The following is an 18,914-nucleotide window of genomic DNA, read 5'->3' as shown; positions in this document are numbered from 1 at the left end:
GTCCTAGGTCCCGGCGACGCGCCCGGCCGCCCGGGCCAGGACGGACGTCCTGGGCGACGACGAGGCGTCCTCCCGCGCGTCGGCGGCGCGCAGCAGGCCCCGCACCGACCGGACGCCGAGCCAGCGCAGGGGCTCCAGCTCCCAGCGCCGGTCGGGGCCGTCCGTCCAGGGCAGGGCGGCCAGCTCGGTGTCGCGGCGCAGGAGCAGGTCGCGCAGCGTGCGCCCGGCGAGGTTGGCGGCGGCCAGCCCGTGCCCGGCGAACCCGCCCGCGTGGCCGAGGCCGGTCCGGTGGTCGAGGCGGACGCTTGCGCACCCGTCGCGGGGAACGCCCATGATCCCCGTCCACGCGTGGGCGACCCGCGCCCCCGTGACCGGCGGGAACAGGTCCGCCAGCGCCGACCAGAGCGCCGCGAGGACGTCCGGGGGCACGGCTCCGCCCGGATCCAGGCGGGACGCGAAGCGGTAGGCGGCGCCGCGCCCGCCCAGGACGACGCGGTCGTCGGCCGTCCGCTGGGCGTGGACGGGCGCGTGGGCCAGGTCGGTGACCAGCTCGCGGCCGTCCCACCCGACGCGGTCCCAGACGTCCGGGCCCAGCGGGGTGGTCACGATCAGGGAGCCGGTCAGCGGGAGCAGCTCGCGGCGGTGCTCCTCCAGCGCGGCGGTGAACCCCTCGGTCGCCAGGATCACGTACTCGGCGCCGACCGAGCCATAGGACGTCGTCGCGGCGGCGGGGGCGACCGGCGATCGCGGCCTCACCCGCAGGACGGGCGTGCGCTCGTACACCTCGACGCCCAGGGCGCGGACGGCGCCGACCAGGCCGCGGACCAGGTCGGCCGGCTGCACGCGGGCGCCGTGCGGGCTCCAGGCGGCGCCGGCCGCGCGGTCGAACCGCAGCCGCTCGCGGTGGTCGGCGGCGCCGAGCAGGGTCAGGTCGTCCTCCGTCCAGCCCCAGGACCGGCTGGAGGCGACCCGGTGGCGCAGGCGCGACATCTGCGCGGGGTTGCGGGCCAGGTGCAGGACGCCGCCCCTGATCAGCGACGCCTCGACGCCCTCCCGCGCGGCCACCCGGACGATCTCGCCGACGGCGCCGAACATCGCGCGCTGCAACGCGACGGTGGCGGCGCGGCCGTGGCGGCGGGCGTAGCGCTCGCGGTCGCCGGGCAGGTCGCCCAGGATCTGGCCGCCGTTGCTCCCGGACGCGCCGAACCCAGCGGACTCCTTCTCCAGGACGACGACCCGCAGGTCGGGCTGGGCCCGTTTGAGGTAGTAGGCCGTCCAGAGACCCGTGAACCCGGCGCCGACGACGCAGACGTCGGCGGCGACGGCGCCCGACAGGTGCGGTGACGGCTCGGGCCGCTCGGGGAACCAGAAGGGGACGCCCCCGTTGGCGAAGTCACCGGCCAGGGGGACCATCGTCGCCCCACTCGGGCGCGGGCTCGCCGCCCGGCACGCCCATCCGGAACACCCGGAGCTGGAGGGCGAGCGCGGTGTAGAAGCCGACCAGGCTGACCAGCTCGACCAGGCAGGACCGGCCGAGCACGGCCACGGCCTCGGTGAAGACCGCGTCGGACAGGTCGCCGTCGGCCGCCATCTCGCGCGCCGCCTCGTGCACGACCCGCTCGCGGACGTCGGCCAGCAGCGGCGCCTCGCCCGCGCGCAGGGCGCCGAGCTCCTTGACGGTCAGCCCGGCCTCGGCTCCGACGCGCTCGTGGGCGTACCACTCGAAGTCCGAGCGGCAGTGCCGGGCCACGACCAGGATCGCGATCTCCCGCTCGCGGCGGGTGAAGGCGGTGCGGAACCGCAGGGCGGAGGCCAGCTCCTGGAGCGGCATCCCGACCGACGGGCTGTGGACCATGGCGTTCCACGGGCCGAGCAGGCGGCCGTCGGCGTCGGTCATCCGGTAGGGAGGGGCCTCGGCCGTGCGCGGGCCGTCCAGCACCGCGTCGTACACCTCCCGCTGCTCGTCGCTCAGCGCACCCGGATGCAGCGGCGGCAGGCGCCGCCCCGCGCGTCCGCCCGGGGCGTCCGCACCGCTCGGAGAGTGGATCACCTAGTGCACGCTAGGCGGTCGCCGGGGCCGTCTCAACCCCGTGCGAGAAGGTGAAACCCCCGGCTCACCGTGACGTAGCGGTTCCGTAACAGGGAACGCCGAGGCTGGCCGGCACAGGACGCCGACCGTGGAGGAACGAGATCATGCCGCTGCTGCGGATCCGTACCCGCATCGATGACAGGCCGGGACGCCTCGCCGTGCTGACGGCGGCGCTGGCCCGGCGCGGCGCCAACATCCTCGACCTGTCGGTGCAGGTCGACACCGACGGGGTGGTGGACGAGTTCGTCGTCGACGTCCCGCCGGGCGGCGCCGACGCGGACGAGCTGCGCCGCGCGCTGGAGGCGGCGGGCGGCGTCGGCACGGCCGTGGTGACCGCGCGCCCGAACGAGCTGGTGGACGAGCCGACCCGGGTCCTGCTGCTGGGGGCGCGCCTGCGCGCCGAGCCGCACACGCTGCCGGCGGCGCTGGCCGAGCTCCTGCGCGCCGACGCGGCGGCGTGGGTCTCCTCCGGGGCCGTCCAGGACGGGGACGGCGCGCTGACCGTCCCGGTCGGGGGCCGGGGCGCCGTCCGGTTGCGGCGAGCGGGGCTGCCGTTCACCGCGACCGAGGCGGCGCGCGCGGACGCGCTGGTCCGCGCCGTGCTCACCACCGCCGCGCCCCGGGCCCTCCGCCGCGTGATCACGCTGCGGGACGGCACCGGGATCGTGGTCAGGCCGCTGGTCCCGGACGACGCCGAGGCGGTGCGCGCCATGCACGGCCGCTGCTCGCTGGACAGTCGCCGGATGCGCTACTTCAGCCCGAAACCCCACCCGTCGCGGGCGGCCATCGCGCGGTTCTGCGAGCCGGCCCACGGGCTGGCACTGGTGGCCGAGGTGCCGGACGGGTCGCTGCTGGCCCTGGCGCACCTGATCCATGTCGTCGATCCGAGCGTCGCCGAGCTGGCCTTCCTGGTGGAGGACGCCTGGCAGGGGCGCGGGGTGGGCCGCGCGCTTGCCGGGCTGCTGGTCGAGCTGGGCCGCGAGCGGGGCCTGGTCGAGCTGCGCGCGACCGCGCTCAGCGAGAACGCGCGGATGCGGCGCCTGCTCACCTCGCTCGGCGGCCGGACGCGCCGCACCGGCGAGCCCGGCATCGTCGAGATCCGTCTTCGTCTGGACGGCCGCGCGGCGGGCACCGCCGGGGCCGGGCGCTCCGCGAACCGCTGAGGCCGCCCTGGCAGGATGGCCGGGTGACCGGAATCTACGACGATCCCTGGGCCTACGAGCTGGCGTGCTCCTTCCGCGACGTGGCGGCCGAGACCGACGCCCTGCTCGCCTGGTGCCGCGGGCACCGGGGCGCCGAGCCCGCCACGGTTCTGGAACTGGCCGCCGGGCCCGCCGAGCACGCGCGCGCCTTCGCCGCGCGCGGGATCACGGCCACCGCGCTCGACCTGCACCCGGCGATGTGCGCCTACGCGTCCGAGCGGGCCGACGCCGCCGACGTCCCGTTGGAGGTCGTCCAGGAGGACATGACGGCCTTCGCCCTGGGACGCCGGTTCGACCTGATCGTGACCCTGCTCGACTCGACGTCCCACCTGATGGATCTCGCCGGCTATGTGGCGCATCTCGACCGGGCCGCCGAGCACCTCGCCGACGACGGCCTGTACATCGTGGAGATGTCGCACCCGCGCGACCGGCTCGGCCCGGAGCCGACGGTGAGCGCCGGGTGGACGGTGGAGCGCGGGGACGTGCGCGCCACCGTCCAGTGGGGCGAGCCGGGCGACGCGCTCGACCCGATCACCCAGATCTCCCCCGACCGGGTGACGATGACCATCGACGAGGGCGGCGGCACCACCCGGGTGATCCGCGACGTGGTGCCCTACCGGTTCTGGACCGTCCCCGAGACCGACGCGGCGATCCGGCTGTCGGGCGCGCTGGAGGTCGTGGCCCGGTACGGCGACTTCGGGGACGTCGCCGTCGACGCCCCCGAGGCCTGGCGTGTGATCACCGTGCTGCGCCGCGCCTGACTCAGGGGGCCGGGGTCCAGCCCGGCATCGGGTGGGCGGCCAGCAGGTCGCGCGCCTCCCCCGCCACCCGAGCGATCACCCGCTCGTCGTCGTGCGCGCCGACCACCTCGTCGATCCAGGCGGCCAGGCGCGGCATGTGCTTCTCGGTCAGCCCGCGCGTGGTGATCGCCGCGGTGCCGATCCGCAGCCCCGAAGGGTCGAACGGCGTGCGCGGGTCGAACGGGACGGTGTTGTAGTTCAGCTCGATCCCGGCGCGGTCGAGGGCCTGGGCAGCGGGCTTGCCCGCCACGCCCCGGTTGGTGAGGTCGATGAGGATCAGATGGTTGTCGGTGCCGCCGGTCACCAGGTCGAACCCGCGCTCGGCCAGCGCCCCGGCCAGCGCCCGGGCGTTGGCGACGATCCGCCGTGCGTACAGCGCGAAGTCGGGCCCGGCGGCCTCGCGCAGCGCGACCGCGATGGCGGCGGTGGTGTGGTCGTGCGGCCCGCCCTGGAGGCCGGGGAAGACGGCCCTGTCGACCGCCTTGGCGTGCTCGGCCGTCGACATGAGCATCGCGCCGCGCGGGCCGCGCAGCGTCTTGTGCGTGGTCGTGGAGATCACATCGGCGTGCCCGGCGGGCGACGGGTGGGCGCCGCCCGCGACCAGCCCCGCGATGTGGGCGATGTCGGCGGCCAGCACCGCGCCGGTCTCGCGCGCGATCTCGGCGAACGCCGCGAAGTCGATGGTGCGCGGGATCGCCGTCCCGCCGCACCAGATCAGCTTGGGCCGCTCCTTGAGCGCCAGGTCGCGCACCTGGTCCATGTCGACCCGTCCGGTGTCGGCGCGCACCCCGTAGCGGACGGCGTTGAACCACTTCCCGGTCGCCGACACCGACCAGCCGTGGGTGAGGTGGCCGCCCATCGGCAGCGACAGGCCCATCACGGTGTCGCCCGGCTCCAGGAAGGCCAGGTAGACCGCCAGGTTGGCCGGTGCCCCCGAATACGGCTGGACGTTGGCGTGCTCGACGCCGAACAGGCCCTTGGCCCGCTCGATGGCCAGCAGCTCGATCGGGTCGACGTTCTGCTGGCCCTCGTAGTAGCGGCGTCCCGCGTACCCCTCGGAGTACTTGTTGGTCAGGACCGAGCCGGTGGCCTCCAGCACGGCGGGCGAGACGTAGTTCTCCGAGGCGATGAGCCGGATCTTCTCGAACTGGCGCCGGGCCTCGGCCTCGACCAGGTCCGCGATGTCGGGGTCCTGGCCGGTCAGATGGGGAAGGGCTGGCTGGTGCATGGACGGCCTCCGCACTGGTAGCGCCGAGGGCGCGAGCCCCCGGTCGAGGGGCCCGTACACCCAGGCGCGCGGTGTGCGGACGAGCTTCGCTCCCCGGTGGTCGTCTCCACCTTGAAATGCGCCAGTCGCGTCGGCGCCATCATACGGGACGGCGCTTCTCCAGACCGTCCAGAAGGGTGTCGAGCCCGAAGGCGAACCGGCGCTCGCACTCGCGGTCGAGGTCGGTCTCCCCCGCTGCGGCCATCCGCTCCCCGAGCAGCGGATGGCGCTCGGCGACGCCGCGCACGAAGTCGTCCATACGGGCGCGCCACCGCTCTGAACCGGCGCGTCCCGCCATCGCGCGCCACGAGGTCTCGGCCATCACCGCCCCGGTGACATGGTCGTTGACCGCCGCGAGAGCCGCGTCGAGGTCGGCGCCCGCGAACCCGGCCGAGGCCAGCAGCGCCAGGCCCGTCTCGGTCAGGGCCAGGGCGTTCGGCCCCATGTTGGGCTGGGCGGCCAGCTGCGACAGCACCCAGGGATGGCGCAGCAGCATCGCCCGCCTGCCGCGCGCCAGCGCGCCCAGGGCCTCCCGCCAGCCCGCGGCGCCGGGGTCGGGCCCGGCCTCGGCCAGGACGGCGTCCAGCGCCAGTTCGAGCAGCTCGTCCTTGGTGGCGACGTACCAGTACAGCGAGCCCGCCGTGACCTCCAGCGCGGCGGCGACGCGGCGCATCGACAGGCCCCGGTGGCCCTCGGCGTCCAGGATCTCCACGGCGCACGCGACGATCCGCTCCCGGCTCAGCCGCCGGTCGCGGGGCGGCCGCTCGGGCCGCAGCCACACCGAGATTCCCTCTTCCGCGCTCACCACGCCACCGTACCCGGATTGACATACACCGACCGACTCTCCTATACATCGTTCAAGACATTAAACAACGTTTAGGAGAGCCCATGCCCCGCCCGCATGTGACCGTCTGGGACGACACCGAGGGGATCGGACCGCCCGCGATCCTCGTCCACGGCTCGACGAGCTGGGGGGACGACCCGGCCTTCGGCTTCGCGGCCCAGCGTCCCCTGGCGGCCCGCGCGCGCCTGCTGGCCCTGGACCGCCGCGGCCACGGCGACAGCCCCGCCGCCGCCGAGTTCACCAGCGACTACCTCGCCGACGCCGACGACATCGCCGACCTCCTCGGCCGGGGCGCCCACCTCGTCGGGCACTCCTACGGCGCCGTGGGCGCGATGCTCGCCGCCGCCCGGCGGCCCGAGGCCGTCCTGTCCCTGGCCCTGATCGAGCCCGGCTGCTACCAGGTCGCCAGGGACGACCCGGCCGTCGCCGAGGCCCTGCGCCTCAACCGCGAGGCGTACGCCAACGCGCCCGCGGACCTCTCCCCCGAAGACTCCCTGCGAGGCGCCTCCGAAGCCTTCGGCCTCCCCCCGATCGAGCCGACCCCCCGCAGACTCCGCGCCGCCCGCGCCGCCGCCGACGAGCGCCTCTGCTGGGAGGCGGACATCCCCGTCGCCCCCCTGGCCCGGGCCCCCTGGCCCAAACTCGTGATCTCAGGCACCTGGGAGCGCGCCCCCGAGCCCTACCGCGAACGCGGCGGCGAACCGATCATGGCCTGCGCCCGCGTCACCGCCCGGCGCATCGGCGCCCGCCACCTCTCCGTCCCCGGCACCGCCCACTACCCCCACGTCGAAGACCCCGCCACCGTCAACACGGCCCTCGCCACCCTCTGGACCCAGCCCTAGCGCCTTACGGTGAGGGGACGGTGCGATCGGCGGGGGTCAGGGGGTGGCGCTGCCGATCACTCGGGGGGCGACCACCGACACGCGGGCCGTCGGGGGAAAGACCAGGCGGCGGGCGTTCTGGACGTCGTAGCCCGCGTCCTCGATCGCGGCGAGGGTGTCGCGGTTGGCGTGGCAGCCTCCGTTGAGGCGGGTCCAGAGGCCGTCGACGAGGTCCTGGCGGCGCCCGAAGCCGCCGTCGGCGCGGACGTGCTCGTAGAAGCGCAGGACGCCGCCGGGACGCAGGACGCGGCGGAACTCGGCCAGGGCGGTGGCGGGGTCGGGCACCGAGCACAGCACGCCGGAGACGACCAGGGCGTCGGCGTCCCCGTCGGGGACGGGGACGTGCTCGGCCGTGCCGTCGACCACCTGGATCGGGACGGACGCCGACGCGGCCGCCTCGACGGCCTTGGCTCGCAGGTAGGGCTGCGGCTCGACGGCGATCACCCCGTCGACGGTGGCGGGGTAGTGGCGGAAGTTCAGGCCGCTGCCGGGGCCGATCTCGACCACGCGGCCGGTGAGGCCGTCCAGCAGCTCGCGGCGGAGGTCGGCCTGGCCGCGCTCTTCTGCGCGGGGCGCGACGAGCGCGAAGTATCGGGCGAACAGCTCGTTTCCCATCCACTGATCATTACCAAAGGACGGGGCCGGTGGAACCCCCGGACGCCGACGGCCCGGTCACCCCTGCGGGGACCGGGCCGTCGGAACGGGACGATTCGCGGCGTCAGTTGCGGGCCGCGGCCTCCATCGCGGCCTTGACGGCGGCGCGCTTGTTGCGCAGCTTGGCCAGCGCCTCCTCGAGGATGGCCTCGCCGTCCTCGTCGCTGCGCCGCTCCTTCACGTACGCCAGGTGCGTCTTGTACGGCTCGGTCTTGGGCGGCGCCGGGGGGGCGTCCTTGTTCTGACCCGCCGGGAACCCGCACCGCGGGCAGTCCCACGTGTCGGGGACCGCGACGTCGGTCGCGAAGCTGGGACGGGTCTCGTGCCGGTTGGCGCAGTAGAAGGTCACCCACACACGGGGCGCCGCGTCACCGCGCTCGGCCTCTCCCATCGGACCGGCCCCGACGCGGCTTCCCCGAATCGCGTTGCCACTACCCACGGACTAACTCCTCGCTTGTTTGCCACCGCCGCCGCCTGCTGTGCCCCCTGGGGAGCCTGGCACAGTGCGGCGCGGCGTTCGCATCAGTTCCTGGCGTGCTCAGCCGTTCTTGAAAAGCAGCCCGAGCACGATGATCGAGGCGAACCAGATCACCCCGGTCGCCACCGTCAGCCGGTCGAGGTTGCGCTCCACCACCGACGAGCCGCCCAGGGACGACGAGATGCCGCCGCCGAACATGTCGGACAGGCCCCCGCCCTTGCCCTTGTGCATCAGCACGAGGGTCACCATCAGCAGGCTGGTGACGATGAGCACGACGGACGCTGCGATAATCACTGTTCAGTGCCTCTTCTGGCCACCCCCGCCGGAGCGGGGCTTGTCTTTCAAGGACGAGGTTTCATACCCGGACGGTTCGCCCGCCGGTACGAAGGGTACGACGAACTCTTGGCTGGTTCGGCAAGAACGCCGATGTGTCGGCCGAATCGATATCTCGATCACACCGGCAGATCGCGGTACCGGCAGATCTTGACGAACTCCCCGGGGTCGAGGCTGGCACCTCCGACCAAGGCCCCGTCCACATCGGACTGGACCATGATCCCGGCGATGTTACCCCCCTTGACCGAGCCTCCGTACAGGATACGCACCTGGTCGGCCACCTCGCCGTCGTAGAGCTCGGCGAGCCGGACCCTGATCGCGGCGCAGACCTCCTGCGCGTCCTGCGGGGTGGCGACCTCGCCGGTGCCGATGGCCCACACGGGCTCGTAGGCGATCACCAGCTCGCGGGCCTGGTCGGCGGGGATCTTCTCCAGCGCGCCGTCGACCTGCGCCAGGGTGTGCGTCACGTGCTGCCCGGCCTTGCGGACGTCGAGCCCCTCGCCCACGCACACGATCGGGGTGATCTCGCTCGCGATCGCGGCCCTGGCCTTGGCGTTGACGGTCGCGTCGTCCTCGCGGTGGTACTGGCGCCGCTCGGAGTGGCCGACCGTGACGTAGGAGCAGCCGAGCTTGGCCAGCATCGCGCCGGAGATCTCGCCGGTGTAGGCGCCGGAGGCGTGCTGGGAGATGTCCTGCGCGCCGTAGGCGATCGCGAGCCGGTCGGCGTCCACGAGCGTCTGCACCGAGCGGATCGCGGTGAACGGCGGCAGCACCGCCACGTCGACGGCCTCGTGGTCGGCCTCCTTGAGGCCGAACGCCAGCTTCTGGACCAGCGCGATGGCTTCGAGATGGTTGCTGTTCATCTTCCAGTTGCCCGCCATCAGGGGCTTGCGGGAAGGGGCCTTGGGAGCCATGTGCGTCAGTCCTCCAGTGCCTTCAGGCCGGGCAGCGTCGTGCCTTCGAGGTATTCCAGGCTCGCGCCGCCGCCGGTCGAGATGTGGGAGAAGGCGTTCTCGTCGAAGCCGAGCCGCCGCACGGCCGCGGCCGAGTCGCCGCCGCCGACGACGGTGAACGCGCCGGAGTCGAGCAGACCCTGCGCGACCGCGCGGGTGCCGTGCGCGTAGGGCTCCATCTCGAAAACGCCCATGGGGCCGTTCCAGAACACCGTGCCCGCGCCCGCGAGCCGGGACGCGAACAGCTTGCCCGACTCGGGGCCGATGTCCAGACCCAGCCGGTCAGCAGGGATCGCGTCGGCCGCGACCACCGAGTGCTCGGCGTCGGCGGCGAACGCGGCGGCCGCGACGATGTCGACCGGCAGGACGAACTCCACGCCCGACTCCTCGGCGCGCCGCAGGTACTCGCGGCAGGTGTCGAGCTGGTCCTCCTCCAGCAGGCTGTTGCCGACCTCGTGGCCCTGGGCCTTGAGGAAGGTGAAGACCATGCCGCCGCCGACCAGGATCCGGTCGGCCTTGCCGAGCAGGTTGTCGATGACGCCGAGCTTGTCGGAGACCTTGGAGCCGCCGAGGACGACCGCGTAGGGTCGGGCCACGTCGTCGGTGAGCTTGCGGAGCACCTCGACCTCGGCGGCGATCAGGCCGCCGGCCGCGTGCGGGAGCCGCGCGGGGACGTCGTAGACGCTGGCGTGCTTGCGGTGCACGGCGCCGAACCCGTCGCCCACGTACAGCTCGGCCAGGGACGCCAGCCGGTCGGCGAAGGCGCCGCGCTCGGCGTCGTCCTTGCTGGTCTCGCCCGCCTCGAAGCGCAGGTTCTCCAGCAGCGCGACCCGCCCGTCGGCCAGGCCCTCGGCCGTGGCGCGGGCGGAGTCGCCGACCACGTCGGCGGCCAGCGCGACCTCGGCGCCCAGCAGTTCGCCGAGCCGGGCGGCGACGGGCGCCAGCGAGAACTCGGGCTTGACCTCGCCCTTGGGGCGGCCGAGGTGGGCGCAGACGATGACCTTGGCGCCCCGCTCGCTCAGCGCCGTGATCGTCGGCAGGGCGGCCCGGATGCGGCCGTCGTCGGTGATCTTCCCCTCGTCGAGGGGGACGTTGAGGTCCGTGCGGAGCAGGACCCGCTTCCCGGCGACGTCGAGGGCGTCAATGGTGCGCATCGAAGTGCGATGTCCTTCCGGAGACACGCCCGCCGTGGCCACGCGGAGGCGTGACCACGGCGGTGGCGGCGATCAGAGCTGCGAGCCGACCAGCTTGACCAGGTCGACGAGACGGTTGGAGTAGCCCCACTCGTTGTCGTACCAGCCCACGACCTTCACCTGGTCGCCGATGACCTTGGTCAGCCCGGCGTCGAAGATGCAGGAGGCCGGGTCGGTGACGATGTCGGAGGAGACGATCGGGTCCTCGGTGTAGGTGAGGATTCCGGCCAGGGGGCCCTCGGCGGCCTGCTTGATCGCCGCGTTGACCTCCTCGACGGTGGTCTCGCGGCCGACGGTGGCGGTCAGGTCGGTGGCCGAGCCGGTCGGCACCGGGACGCGCAGCGCGTAGCCGTCGAGCTTGCCCTTGAGCTCGGGCAGCACCAGGCCGATCGCCTTGGCGGCGCCGGTGGAGGTCGGGACGATGTTCAGCGCGGCGGCGCGGGAGCGGCGCAGGTCCTTGTGCGGCGCGTCCTGGAGGTTCTGGTCCTGCGTGTAGGCGTGGATGGTGGTCATCAGGCCCTTCTCGATGCCGAACGTGTCGTTCAGCACCTTGGCCATCGGACCGAGGCAGTTGGTGGTGCAGGAGGCGTTGGAGATCACCGTGTGCGACGCCGGGTCGTACTGGTCGTCGTTGACGCCCATCACGATGGTGACGTCCTCGTTCTTGGCCGGGGCCGAGATGATGACCTTCTTGGCGCCGTTGTCGGCGTGCACCTTGGCCTTGGTGGCGTCGGTGAAGAAGCCGGTCGACTCCACGACCACGTCGATGCCGAGGTCGCCCCACTTGAGGTTGGCCGGGTCGCGCTCCTCGAACGCCTTGATGGCCTTGCCTCCGACGACGATCTCGTCCGCGGCGGCCTTCACCTCCTGGCCGAGACGGCCGAGGATGCTGTCGTACTTGAGCAGATGGGCGAGCGTGGCGTTGTCGGTCAGGTCGTTGACCGCCACGATCTCGATGTCGGCTCCGCTCGCCACGACGGCGCGGTAGAAGTTGCGGCCGATCCGGCCGAAACCGTTGATGCCTACTCGGATGGTCACGGAACGGCTCTCCTCATGCGTCGTCTCGCCCGGGCTGCGTCCGGGCCGTTTCGTACGTGAACGGGGCGCGTCGGCCCAGGGACGACCCTATCGAATGCCCAGCCCGCGACCCCACACCGGAGGAGAGTGATGTGCCGGGTGAGCCCGCCTCACCCGGCCGGGTGACCTGCCGCCGTTTCCCGTTCAGCGAGTGCTGAAGCGGGCGCTGCCCAGAGCCTTGCCGTCCTTGTCATAGGCGATGAATTCGCCCGCGACCCGCGCTCCCGGACGCGACTTGGGCCGGTGCGTGAACGGGCGCGTGGCGAAGGCCATGGTCGTGCCGTCGGGTGAGATCGTGCCGTCGCACAACCACATCCGGTCGCAGCCGAAGCGCAGACGGGTTCCGTCGGTGAAGCGGGCCTCGAAACGCACCGCGCGCGAGTCGGCGGTGCCGGTCCAGAACACCTGCCCGTAACCCTTCTCACCGTGGTACTCGACCGCCCCCGCGCGGGAGAACGCGACCGTGGACGTGTACCCGCGGCACGCCGTCCTCTGGTCGCTCTGCCACACCCACGAGAATCCCGCGTGCCGCCCCACCCGCGCGGCCACCATCCAAGGCGCCCCCCCAGTGGACTGCACCGCCTTCGGGGCCGGCGTCCCATGCAGGCGAGCGCATGCCCTCAACCTCGACAGGGCGTCGCCGGACTCGCTCAGTCCGCTGCCCTCGGAGGGCGCGGTGTCCTCTCCGGGCGCCGTGGGACCGGCCAGCCTCGTCGGCTCATCGGGGGCCAGGCCCGGGACGACGGCGACGGCCACCGCGCCGCCTGCCCCGATCGCGAGGGCGGCGACCGGAACGATCAGCCTGCGCCGGCGCCTGTGACGCGCGGCCCGGGCCTGGACGCGAGCCCACGCGCTCGGGTCCACCGGGTAGGTCGCGGCCTTGCTTTCCATGGCCTCGCGCAGCTCACGCTCGATCGAGCCGGTCATCGGGCACCTCCAAGGGCGTTCTGCAGCGCCGTCAGGCCCCGCCGGATATGGGTCTTGGCGGAGCCGAGCGATACGCTCATCGCCTCGGCCACCGCCGTGTCGGGCAGGTCCAGCCAATAGCGCAGAGTCAGCGCCTCGCGTTGCTTGCGCGAGAGCCGGTCAAGGGCCTCCAGCAGCTCCCGGTGGCTCTCTCGGGTGATCACCACGCTCTCCGCCGGTGCGACGTGATCGGGTGGCGGTGGCTGGCGCAGGCGCGCGAGGCGCAGGTGGCGGCGCCTGTTGCGGGTCAGGTTGCAGACGGTGGCGCGCAGATAGGCGGGAGCACGGTCCGGGTCGCGCAGCAGCGCGCTCTTTCCCTGAAGGCGCGCGAACGCCTCCTGCGCGACGTCTTCGGGATCGTCGGCGCCCAGCAGGCCCGCGAGGCCCACCAGGCGCGGATAGTGCGCGGCGAACAGTTCCTCGGCTTCCGGTCTGGACTGCGTCACCGCTTCGGGGGTCCCCAGCTCTTCGACAGATGTCACGCCACCTAAGACACATGCTCGGCGATCTGGATGACAGCCACGTCCGACGCGATCGCCGCGACGCCCTCTCGTTCACCTTTTGTTCACTTTGAAAGGGCGTGGCGAGTGTCGTCCGGGCGGGCTTTCCGGGTGTCTTTCTGAACATGCGGAAACGATCTTTGACGGCGGTCCGGACGGTCACCGCCGTCGCCGTCCTGGCCACGGCGTGCCAGGGGCAGTCGGCGGAGAGCGCGGCGACCGCGCTGGTGCGGCCCGGCAAGGCGCTCTGCCTCGGGTACAACGGGCTCGACGCGCTCAACCCGGCCGCGGAGGTCAGGGCGGGGCGCTTCCGCACCGTCGAGGCCGCCCCCGTCCAGGTCGCCAAGGGGACGGACGTCGACTGGGGCATGGAACACGGCGGCGACCGGACGTGGCAGCTGTGGTTCCACTCCCTGGAGTGGCTGGGCGCCCCGATCAAGGAGTACGCCAGGACGCGCGACACGGCGACGCTCGACTTCGTGGCCGGAGTGGTCAAGGACTGGCTGAAGGACAACGAGCCCGCCCGCCGGTTCGGCGGCGACCGGCGCGAGTCGATCGAGGAGGGGACCAAGTTCCGCCTGATCACCATGACCTGCCTGCGGGCCCATCTGAGCGCCCCCTGGCTCGACAGGGCCATCGCGCGCCACGCCGCCTGGCTGGCCGAGCCGCGCCACTGGTCGGGACCGTGGAACCACGGCACGGACGAGTCCATGATCCTCATGTCGGCCGGATGCGGGATCGGTCGCGAGGACCTGTCCGCCATCGGCTACGGCAGGCTGATGGACGCCTCGCGCCAGGCCATCGACGCGCAGGGCGCCAACAACGAGCAGTCGACGCAGTACGCGGTCTACAACCGCGGCCGGTGGCGGCTGGCGATGGCGGCCATGCGCGCCTGCGGCCGGACCGTTCCGGCCGACCTGGTCCGCAGGCACGGCCTGATGGACGAGTTCATCGCCCTTCAGTCCACGCCCCGGGGCGACCTCCTCCAGCTGGGCGAGACGTACCCCGCCAAGATCGGCAAGGTCAGCCGCCCGGGCAGGGGCCCGATCCGGTACGTCGTCACCGAGGGCCGGAGCGGCAGGAAGCCCGCGCGGGCCCGGATCTACTCCGCCGGGTACGTGCTGGGACGCTCGGGCTGGGGCGACGGCGCGCGGAAGTTCACCGAGGAAATGGCCTACACGGCCCGTTTCGGGCCCGGCCGCTACGCCCATGGCCAGAACGACCACATGGCGCTGACCCTTTTCGCTCTGGGACGCGACCTCATCGTCCCGAGCGGCCATGTCGGATACAGCGACCCGACCTGGCAGAAGTGGCTGCGCTCCCCCGACGCGCACAACACGCTCGTGGTCCGCGACGCGCCCTTCCGCGCCGACGCCGCGACCGCCCTGGACGCCTCGCGCCTGCGCCGGGGCGGCGACTTCTTCCGCTTCTCGGACCTGGCGTTCGCCGGGACGCGGCGGACCCGGGCCGTGCTGGCCGCCGCCGATCCGGACGCCCTGGTGGTGCTCGACCGTGCGACGTCGGCCGCGGACCGCACCGTCGAGCAGCTCTGGCATCTGCCCGCCGACTTCCAGGCCACGGCTTCGGGGACGGACGCCGAGGCGGTGGCGGGCGACGTCCGCGTGCACTTCCTGCGGATCCCGCTGCCGGGCGCGCTGCCCGCCCAGGCCGTCAGGGGGAGCGTCTCCCCCAGGCAGGGCTGGTTGTTCCCGGCGGCGCGCACTCCGCGTCCGGCGCCGGTGGTGACGCTGGGAGCGCGGGGCCGCGACGTCCGCATGCTGACGCTGATCGCCCCGGTGCGCGGCGAGGGCAAGCCGAAGCTGGCGGTGAAGCGCGGCACGGGAGGGATTCTCATGGTCACCGCGACCTTCTCGGGCCACCGGCTGGCGTTCGAGGTGGGCGCGGACGGCGCCCTCCGGCGCCTCGCCTGAACCGGGCGTCGGCGTTCGGAAGGGTTCACTTTGTGCACTGGGCCGTCGGCTGGATCAGCGCGACGGACGCCGAGCGCGGGTCACAGCGAGCCGGCGAGGGCCGCGAGGGCGGGGCGGGCGGGGGTGGAGTCTCGCGGACGGTAGCGGCCGGTGAGCCTGCCGAGTTTGAGGGCGAGGTGGAGGCACAGCCTGTCGCTGCCGTCTTTGAGGTTGGCGGCGGTGAGTTCCTCGACTCGCTGGAGGCGGTAATAGAGCGTGGCTCGATGCATGTACAGGCGTTCGGCCGCCGCGTGGGCATTGCCGGCCAGGTCGAGATAGGTCTCCAGGGTTTCGAGGAGGTGCAGTTTGCTTTCGTCGCCGAACAGCCGCTCCAGACCGGAATGCGCGCTCGCTCTGCCCAGCAGTTCCGGGGGCATCTCGGCCAGGACGCGGAAGATGCCCAGGCGGGTCCAGTGCACCGTGCGGCCGAGGGTGGGGATCAGGGTGCCGATGCGCGCGGCCTGCGCCGCCTCCTCGTAGCTCTCCCGGGCGTTCGCGAGCCCGGCTCGTGCCTCGCCCACGCCGACGACGGTGTCGGCCTCGCCGAACACCAGGGAGAGTTCCTTGTCGAGGTGGTCGGCGCAGGCGTCGACCACCCTGGGGTCGGCTCCCACGACCAGGAGGACACCATGGTCCTCGCGTATGAGGTGCAGGCCGGGCCGGGGATTGAGCCAGCACCGGGTCGCGGTCAGCGCTTTCGCCAGGGCCGCCCGCACCAGGTCGTCCGGTTCGGGGACCTGGCGTGCCGGCGGCCGGACGACCAGCGCGACCACGGCGGCGGCCGTGTCGAGGCGGGCCTCTTCGGCGACCGAGCGCGCGGCTCGCGCCGCGCTGACGGCGTCCCACGCCAGCAGGTCACGCATGGCGGACAGCTCACGGCGAGAGGCGGCCTCGGCGGCGAACCGCTCCTGGTAGAGCTCGCCCGCCAACCGGCGCGCGCCCTCCACCGCCAGCGCGATCTCCTCGTCGGTCATCGACCTGTCGGGGTCGATGAACCAGAGGAAGCCGAGCAGCGTGTCCGAGCTCCGGACCGGCACGCAGACCCGGGGAAGCATGCCCAGGTGCGGACAGTCCGGTGTGCGCACCGGTCCCCGCGCCTGGTGGATTCTGAGAGCCCGCAGCCGGTCGACGATCTCGGGTGAGGTGTGCCGGCGCAGGATCGACATCTGCCGGACCTCGTCGATCGGCTGCATGTGCTCGCTGTAGGCGAGCACCCGGCTTCGGGTGTCCTCGAGGAGTGCCGCCCGGCTCAGCCGCGCCGCCAGACCGTCCACGATGTTCTGGACCTGCTCAGACATTCCGGTTGCGCCTTCGCCTGTGTATTTTCGCCAGCTTGAAGAGCAGGCCCGGACGATACGGCCGTTCAGAATATTCAGTCAACAGTTTGTTGAATAGTGGCGCCCGACTTTAACGGCTTCGAAATGCCCCGCTCCGGTGGCCGAGCCGCGGCCCCCGGCCACGCCGCCGTCCGGGCGGGTGCCGCCGTCGCGCGGGGCCGTCCGGACCGAACTTTGAACAGATGTCGGAAGCTCGCCCGGAGAATCGCGACGAACCTCTGGTTCAGCCGTTCGGATATCGACGGTATTCATTGAGTCGGAAACGCCGGGCCCCTCACCTCCGGCGCTTTCGGGCCCGCATTCCGCGAGCCCACGACCTTAAGGGAACTCCACCCTGCCCCCGATCGGAGGATCCCGTGAAACCTCGCCGAACTCTCCTCACCACCGTCGCGGCGCTCGCGGCTTCGGCCGGGCTCGTGTTCGCATCGGCTCCGGCCGGTGGCGCGTCGCCCGGCTCCGCGTCCCTCCAGGCACCCGAGCGGGTGGCCGCGCCCCCCGAAGTGCCCGACGAGTATCCGATGGCGCATCTGCGCCAGCTCCAGAGCGCCGCCGACGCCAACGGCGGGACCCGTGCCCACGGCCGTCCCGGCTACCGCGCGTCGGTGGACTATGTGGCCGGCAAACTCAACGCGGCCGGCTTCCAGGTCACCGTCCAGCCGTTCACCCACAACGGGGCGGCGGGCTGGAACGTGATCGCCGACTGGCCCCACGGCGACCCCAACCAGATCGTCTTCCTCGGCGCGCACCTGGACTCGGTGACCGCGGGACCGGGCATCAACGACAACGCCTCCGGCTCCGGCGCCATCCTGGAGACCGCGCTGACCGCCGCCCGAGTCGGCCTGCGGCCGACCAAGCGGCTGCGCTTCGGCTGGTGGGGCGCCGAGGAGCTCGGCCTGATCGGCTCCCGCTACTACGCCAACCGGCTCCCGTCCGCGGAACGCTCCCGCATCAAGTCCTATGTGAACTTCGACATGGTGGGCGCCCGCAACACCACCACCTGGGGCGTGTACAACGACAACGCCTCCATGCGGTCGATGTTCGAGGCCTACTTCCGGAGCAAGGGGATCGGCACCCGTCCGATCAACATCGCTGGACGCTCCGACCACGCGTCCTTCGCCGCCATCGGGGTGCCGGTGAGCGGCATCGCCAGCGGCAGCGACCCGTGTTACCACCAGCGCTGCGACAACCTCTCCAACGTCGGCGCCAACGTCGAGGGCCGGAGCACGAACGCGGCCATCCACGCGGCCTGGACGCTGGCCGGTGAAGGCGGCGGGACCAAGCCCTTCCACGACGCCTCCATCACCCGGGTGAGGTAAGCCGCATGTCCGCACGAAGGTGCTTCCTCGTCGTCCCGGCCGCCCTTCTCGTGGCCGGGACGAGCGGGGTCGCCGACGCGGCGGCCACCGCGCCCGCACCGCCGGACCCGAGGTCGGTCCTGGCGTACTGGACGGCCGAGCGGATGGTCTCCGCCCAGCCGGAATCCGAGCCCGCCCGCCGTCCCGCGCCGTCCGGCACGCCGACCGGCGGCTCCGTCGCCCCGGCCCTGCCCGTCGAGCTGACGGCGGCGTCCCGGCCGTACACCGAGGCCGGTGAACGAGTGCACGGCAAGGTGTTCTACACCAAGAACGGACGGGACACCTGGTGCTCGGCCTCGTCGGTCACCGCGGCGAACAAGAGCCTGGTGTGGACCGCGTCGCACTGCGTGGGCGGCACCACCAACGTGATGTACGCCCCGGCCTACAACTCCGACGGCGGTGGCGGCGCTCCGTACGGACGCTGGCCCGCCCGCAAGGTGGCCACCAGCGGGAACGACCACGCCGTGGTCGTCGTGCACCCGTTGAACGGCCAGAGCCTCCAGGACGTGGTCGGCGCCAACGGCATCCGGTTCAACGGGCCGATCGACCGGCGCACCACGATCTGGGGGTACCCGGCGGCACGCGTCTGGACCGGCCGCGACCTCACCTACTGCGACCAGCCCACCTCTCCCAGCGGGAGTTCGACGCGCACCGCCTGCGACACCGAGGGCGGCAGCAGCGGCGGCGGCTACATCACCGGGACGAGCACGCCGACCGGGCTCGGCTCCCTGTGGGCCAACCACACCGCGGGGGACGGAGGCTGGGCGATCGGCTCGGTCTTCGGCACCACGGCAAGGAACCTGTACACCGCCAACGCCGGCGGCCCGCCCCCGGGCGGGGAGGTGGGTGCCCAATGACCTGGACGGCGGCCTCACCTCGATCCGTTCCCCGGAGATCACCCCGCCCGCGGGCGGCACCCGCACCGTGTCCTTTCAGCACTACCCACCGGCTGGAGTTCGAGGGGGGCGCGGACGGAAGGCTCCGGCGGCTGCGCTGATCCGGTCGCGGAGCGTCC

Annotated in this window: 19 protein-coding genes and 1 riboswitch; of the genes, 6 read left to right on the top strand and 13 right to left on the bottom strand. The window is 72.9% G+C overall.

Features of this window, described 5'->3' with window-relative positions; genetic code table 11:
• Window positions 1-3: 3 nt before the first annotated feature.
• Window positions 4-1,413 carry an NAD(P)/FAD-dependent oxidoreductase gene (locus ACQPY4_RS18980; protein ID WP_433338139.1) on the bottom strand — a complete coding sequence of 470 codons (1,410 nt, stop codon included), beginning with the start codon at window positions 1,411-1,413 and terminating at the stop codon, window positions 4-6.
• Window positions 1,394-2,050, bottom strand: coding sequence for a carboxymuconolactone decarboxylase family protein (locus ACQPY4_RS18975; RefSeq protein ID WP_433338137.1), 657 nt, complete (start codon window positions 2,048-2,050; stop codon window positions 1,394-1,396). The genes ACQPY4_RS18980 and ACQPY4_RS18975 overlap by 20 nt, the downstream gene beginning before the upstream one ends.
• A gap of 143 nt (window positions 2,051-2,193) precedes the next feature.
• Here ACQPY4_RS18975 and ACQPY4_RS18970 point away from each other — a divergent pair, with 143 nt between their 5' ends.
• Both ACQPY4_RS18970 and ACQPY4_RS18965 read left to right on the top strand, forming a co-directional pair.
• Window positions 2,194-3,252, top strand: coding sequence for a GNAT family N-acetyltransferase (locus tag ACQPY4_RS18970; protein WP_433338135.1), 1,059 nt, complete (start codon window positions 2,194-2,196; stop codon window positions 3,250-3,252).
• Between the two features lie 23 nt (window positions 3,253-3,275).
• The gene (locus ACQPY4_RS18965; RefSeq protein ID WP_433338133.1) at window positions 3,276-4,052 is read left to right on the top strand and encodes a class I SAM-dependent methyltransferase; all 777 of its coding nucleotides are present in this window, start codon (window positions 3,276-3,278) and stop codon (window positions 4,050-4,052) included.
• Between the two features lies 1 nt (window position 4,053).
• On the opposite strand, the gene glyA is transcribed toward ACQPY4_RS18965, so the two are convergent.
• Both glyA and ACQPY4_RS18955 read right to left on the bottom strand, forming a co-directional pair.
• Complete coding sequence (gene glyA, locus ACQPY4_RS18960) at window positions 4,054-5,319, bottom strand: serine hydroxymethyltransferase (RefSeq protein ID WP_433338131.1); 1,266 nt, start codon at window positions 5,317-5,319, stop codon at window positions 4,054-4,056.
• Window positions 5,320-5,370: 51 nt separating this feature from the next.
• Window positions 5,371-5,458, bottom strand: a riboswitch (ZMP/ZTP riboswitch).
• Window positions 5,459-6,163 carry a TetR/AcrR family transcriptional regulator gene (locus tag ACQPY4_RS18955; RefSeq protein ID WP_433338129.1) on the bottom strand — a complete coding sequence of 235 codons (705 nt, stop codon included), beginning with the start codon at window positions 6,161-6,163 and terminating at the stop codon, window positions 5,459-5,461.
• Between the two features lie 83 nt (window positions 6,164-6,246).
• Here ACQPY4_RS18955 and ACQPY4_RS18950 point away from each other — a divergent pair, with 83 nt between their 5' ends.
• Entirely contained in the window at window positions 6,247-7,044 is a 798-nt protein-coding gene (locus tag ACQPY4_RS18950) for an alpha/beta fold hydrolase (RefSeq protein WP_433338127.1), read from the top strand.
• 36 nt (window positions 7,045-7,080) lie between these two features.
• Here the strand turns inward: ACQPY4_RS18950 and ACQPY4_RS18945 are convergent, their stop codons facing one another.
• The 8 genes from ACQPY4_RS18945 to ACQPY4_RS18910 all read right to left on the bottom strand — a co-directional run bounded on the left by ACQPY4_RS18945 (window position 7,081) and on the right by ACQPY4_RS18910 (window position 13,219).
• Window positions 7,081-7,698, bottom strand: coding sequence for a class I SAM-dependent methyltransferase (locus ACQPY4_RS18945; RefSeq protein WP_433338125.1), 618 nt, complete (start codon window positions 7,696-7,698; stop codon window positions 7,081-7,083).
• Between the two features lie 103 nt (window positions 7,699-7,801).
• Window positions 7,802-8,176, bottom strand: a complete 375-nt coding sequence (locus tag ACQPY4_RS18940) for an RNA polymerase-binding protein RbpA (protein ID WP_433338123.1) — start codon at window positions 8,174-8,176, stop codon at window positions 7,802-7,804.
• A 99-nt stretch (window positions 8,177-8,275) separates the two neighbouring features.
• Complete coding sequence (secG, locus tag ACQPY4_RS18935; protein ID WP_433338121.1) at window positions 8,276-8,509, bottom strand: preprotein translocase subunit SecG; 234 nt, start codon at window positions 8,507-8,509, stop codon at window positions 8,276-8,278.
• Between the two features lie 158 nt (window positions 8,510-8,667).
• Complete coding sequence (gene tpiA, locus ACQPY4_RS18930; protein WP_433338119.1) at window positions 8,668-9,462, bottom strand: triose-phosphate isomerase; 795 nt, start codon at window positions 9,460-9,462, stop codon at window positions 8,668-8,670.
• Window positions 9,463-9,467: 5 nt separating this feature from the next.
• On the bottom strand, window positions 9,468-10,655 hold the full coding sequence (locus ACQPY4_RS18925; protein WP_433338117.1) for a phosphoglycerate kinase: 1,188 nt from the start codon (window positions 10,653-10,655) through the stop codon (window positions 9,468-9,470).
• Between the two features lie 72 nt (window positions 10,656-10,727).
• On the bottom strand, window positions 10,728-11,732 hold the full coding sequence (gene gap, locus ACQPY4_RS18920) for a type I glyceraldehyde-3-phosphate dehydrogenase (protein WP_433338115.1): 1,005 nt from the start codon (window positions 11,730-11,732) through the stop codon (window positions 10,728-10,730).
• Between the two features lie 183 nt (window positions 11,733-11,915).
• Entirely contained in the window at window positions 11,916-12,698 is a 783-nt protein-coding gene (locus tag ACQPY4_RS18915) for a hypothetical protein (RefSeq protein WP_433338113.1), read from the bottom strand.
• Window positions 12,695-13,219, bottom strand: coding sequence for an RNA polymerase sigma factor (locus ACQPY4_RS18910; RefSeq protein WP_433338111.1), 525 nt, complete (start codon window positions 13,217-13,219; stop codon window positions 12,695-12,697). The genes ACQPY4_RS18915 and ACQPY4_RS18910 overlap by 4 nt, the downstream gene beginning before the upstream one ends.
• A 143-nt stretch (window positions 13,220-13,362) precedes the next feature.
• Between ACQPY4_RS18910 and ACQPY4_RS18905 the strand changes: the two genes are divergently transcribed.
• On the top strand, window positions 13,363-15,168 hold the full coding sequence (locus tag ACQPY4_RS18905; RefSeq protein ID WP_433338109.1) for a heparinase II/III domain-containing protein: 1,806 nt from the start codon (window positions 13,363-13,365) through the stop codon (window positions 15,166-15,168).
• Window positions 15,169-15,248: 80 nt separating this feature from the next.
• Here ACQPY4_RS18905 and ACQPY4_RS18900 read toward each other — a convergent pair whose 3' ends face one another.
• Window positions 15,249-16,505 (bottom strand): PucR family transcriptional regulator, encoded by a 1,257-nt coding sequence (locus ACQPY4_RS18900; RefSeq protein ID WP_433338107.1) that lies wholly within the window; start codon window positions 16,503-16,505, stop codon window positions 15,249-15,251.
• Between the two features lie 395 nt (window positions 16,506-16,900).
• Here ACQPY4_RS18900 and ACQPY4_RS18895 point away from each other — a divergent pair, with 395 nt between their 5' ends.
• Together ACQPY4_RS18895 and ACQPY4_RS18890 are read left to right on the top strand one after the other, a co-directional pair.
• Window positions 16,901-17,860 (top strand): M28 family peptidase, encoded by a 960-nt coding sequence (locus ACQPY4_RS18895; protein ID WP_433338105.1) that lies wholly within the window; start codon window positions 16,901-16,903, stop codon window positions 17,858-17,860.
• 5 nt (window positions 17,861-17,865) lie between these two features.
• Complete coding sequence (locus tag ACQPY4_RS18890) at window positions 17,866-18,756, top strand: trypsin-like serine peptidase (RefSeq protein WP_433338103.1); 891 nt, start codon at window positions 17,866-17,868, stop codon at window positions 18,754-18,756.
• Window positions 18,757-18,914: the final 158 nt, after the last annotated feature.

It is taken from the genome of Spirillospora sp. CA-294931, from assembly GCF_050946795.1.
Lineage (GTDB): Bacteria > Actinomycetota > Actinomycetes > Streptosporangiales > Streptosporangiaceae > Spirillospora.
The sequence above is the reverse complement of the archived record's forward strand: the minus strand, read 5'-3'. Positions and strand labels throughout refer to the sequence as shown.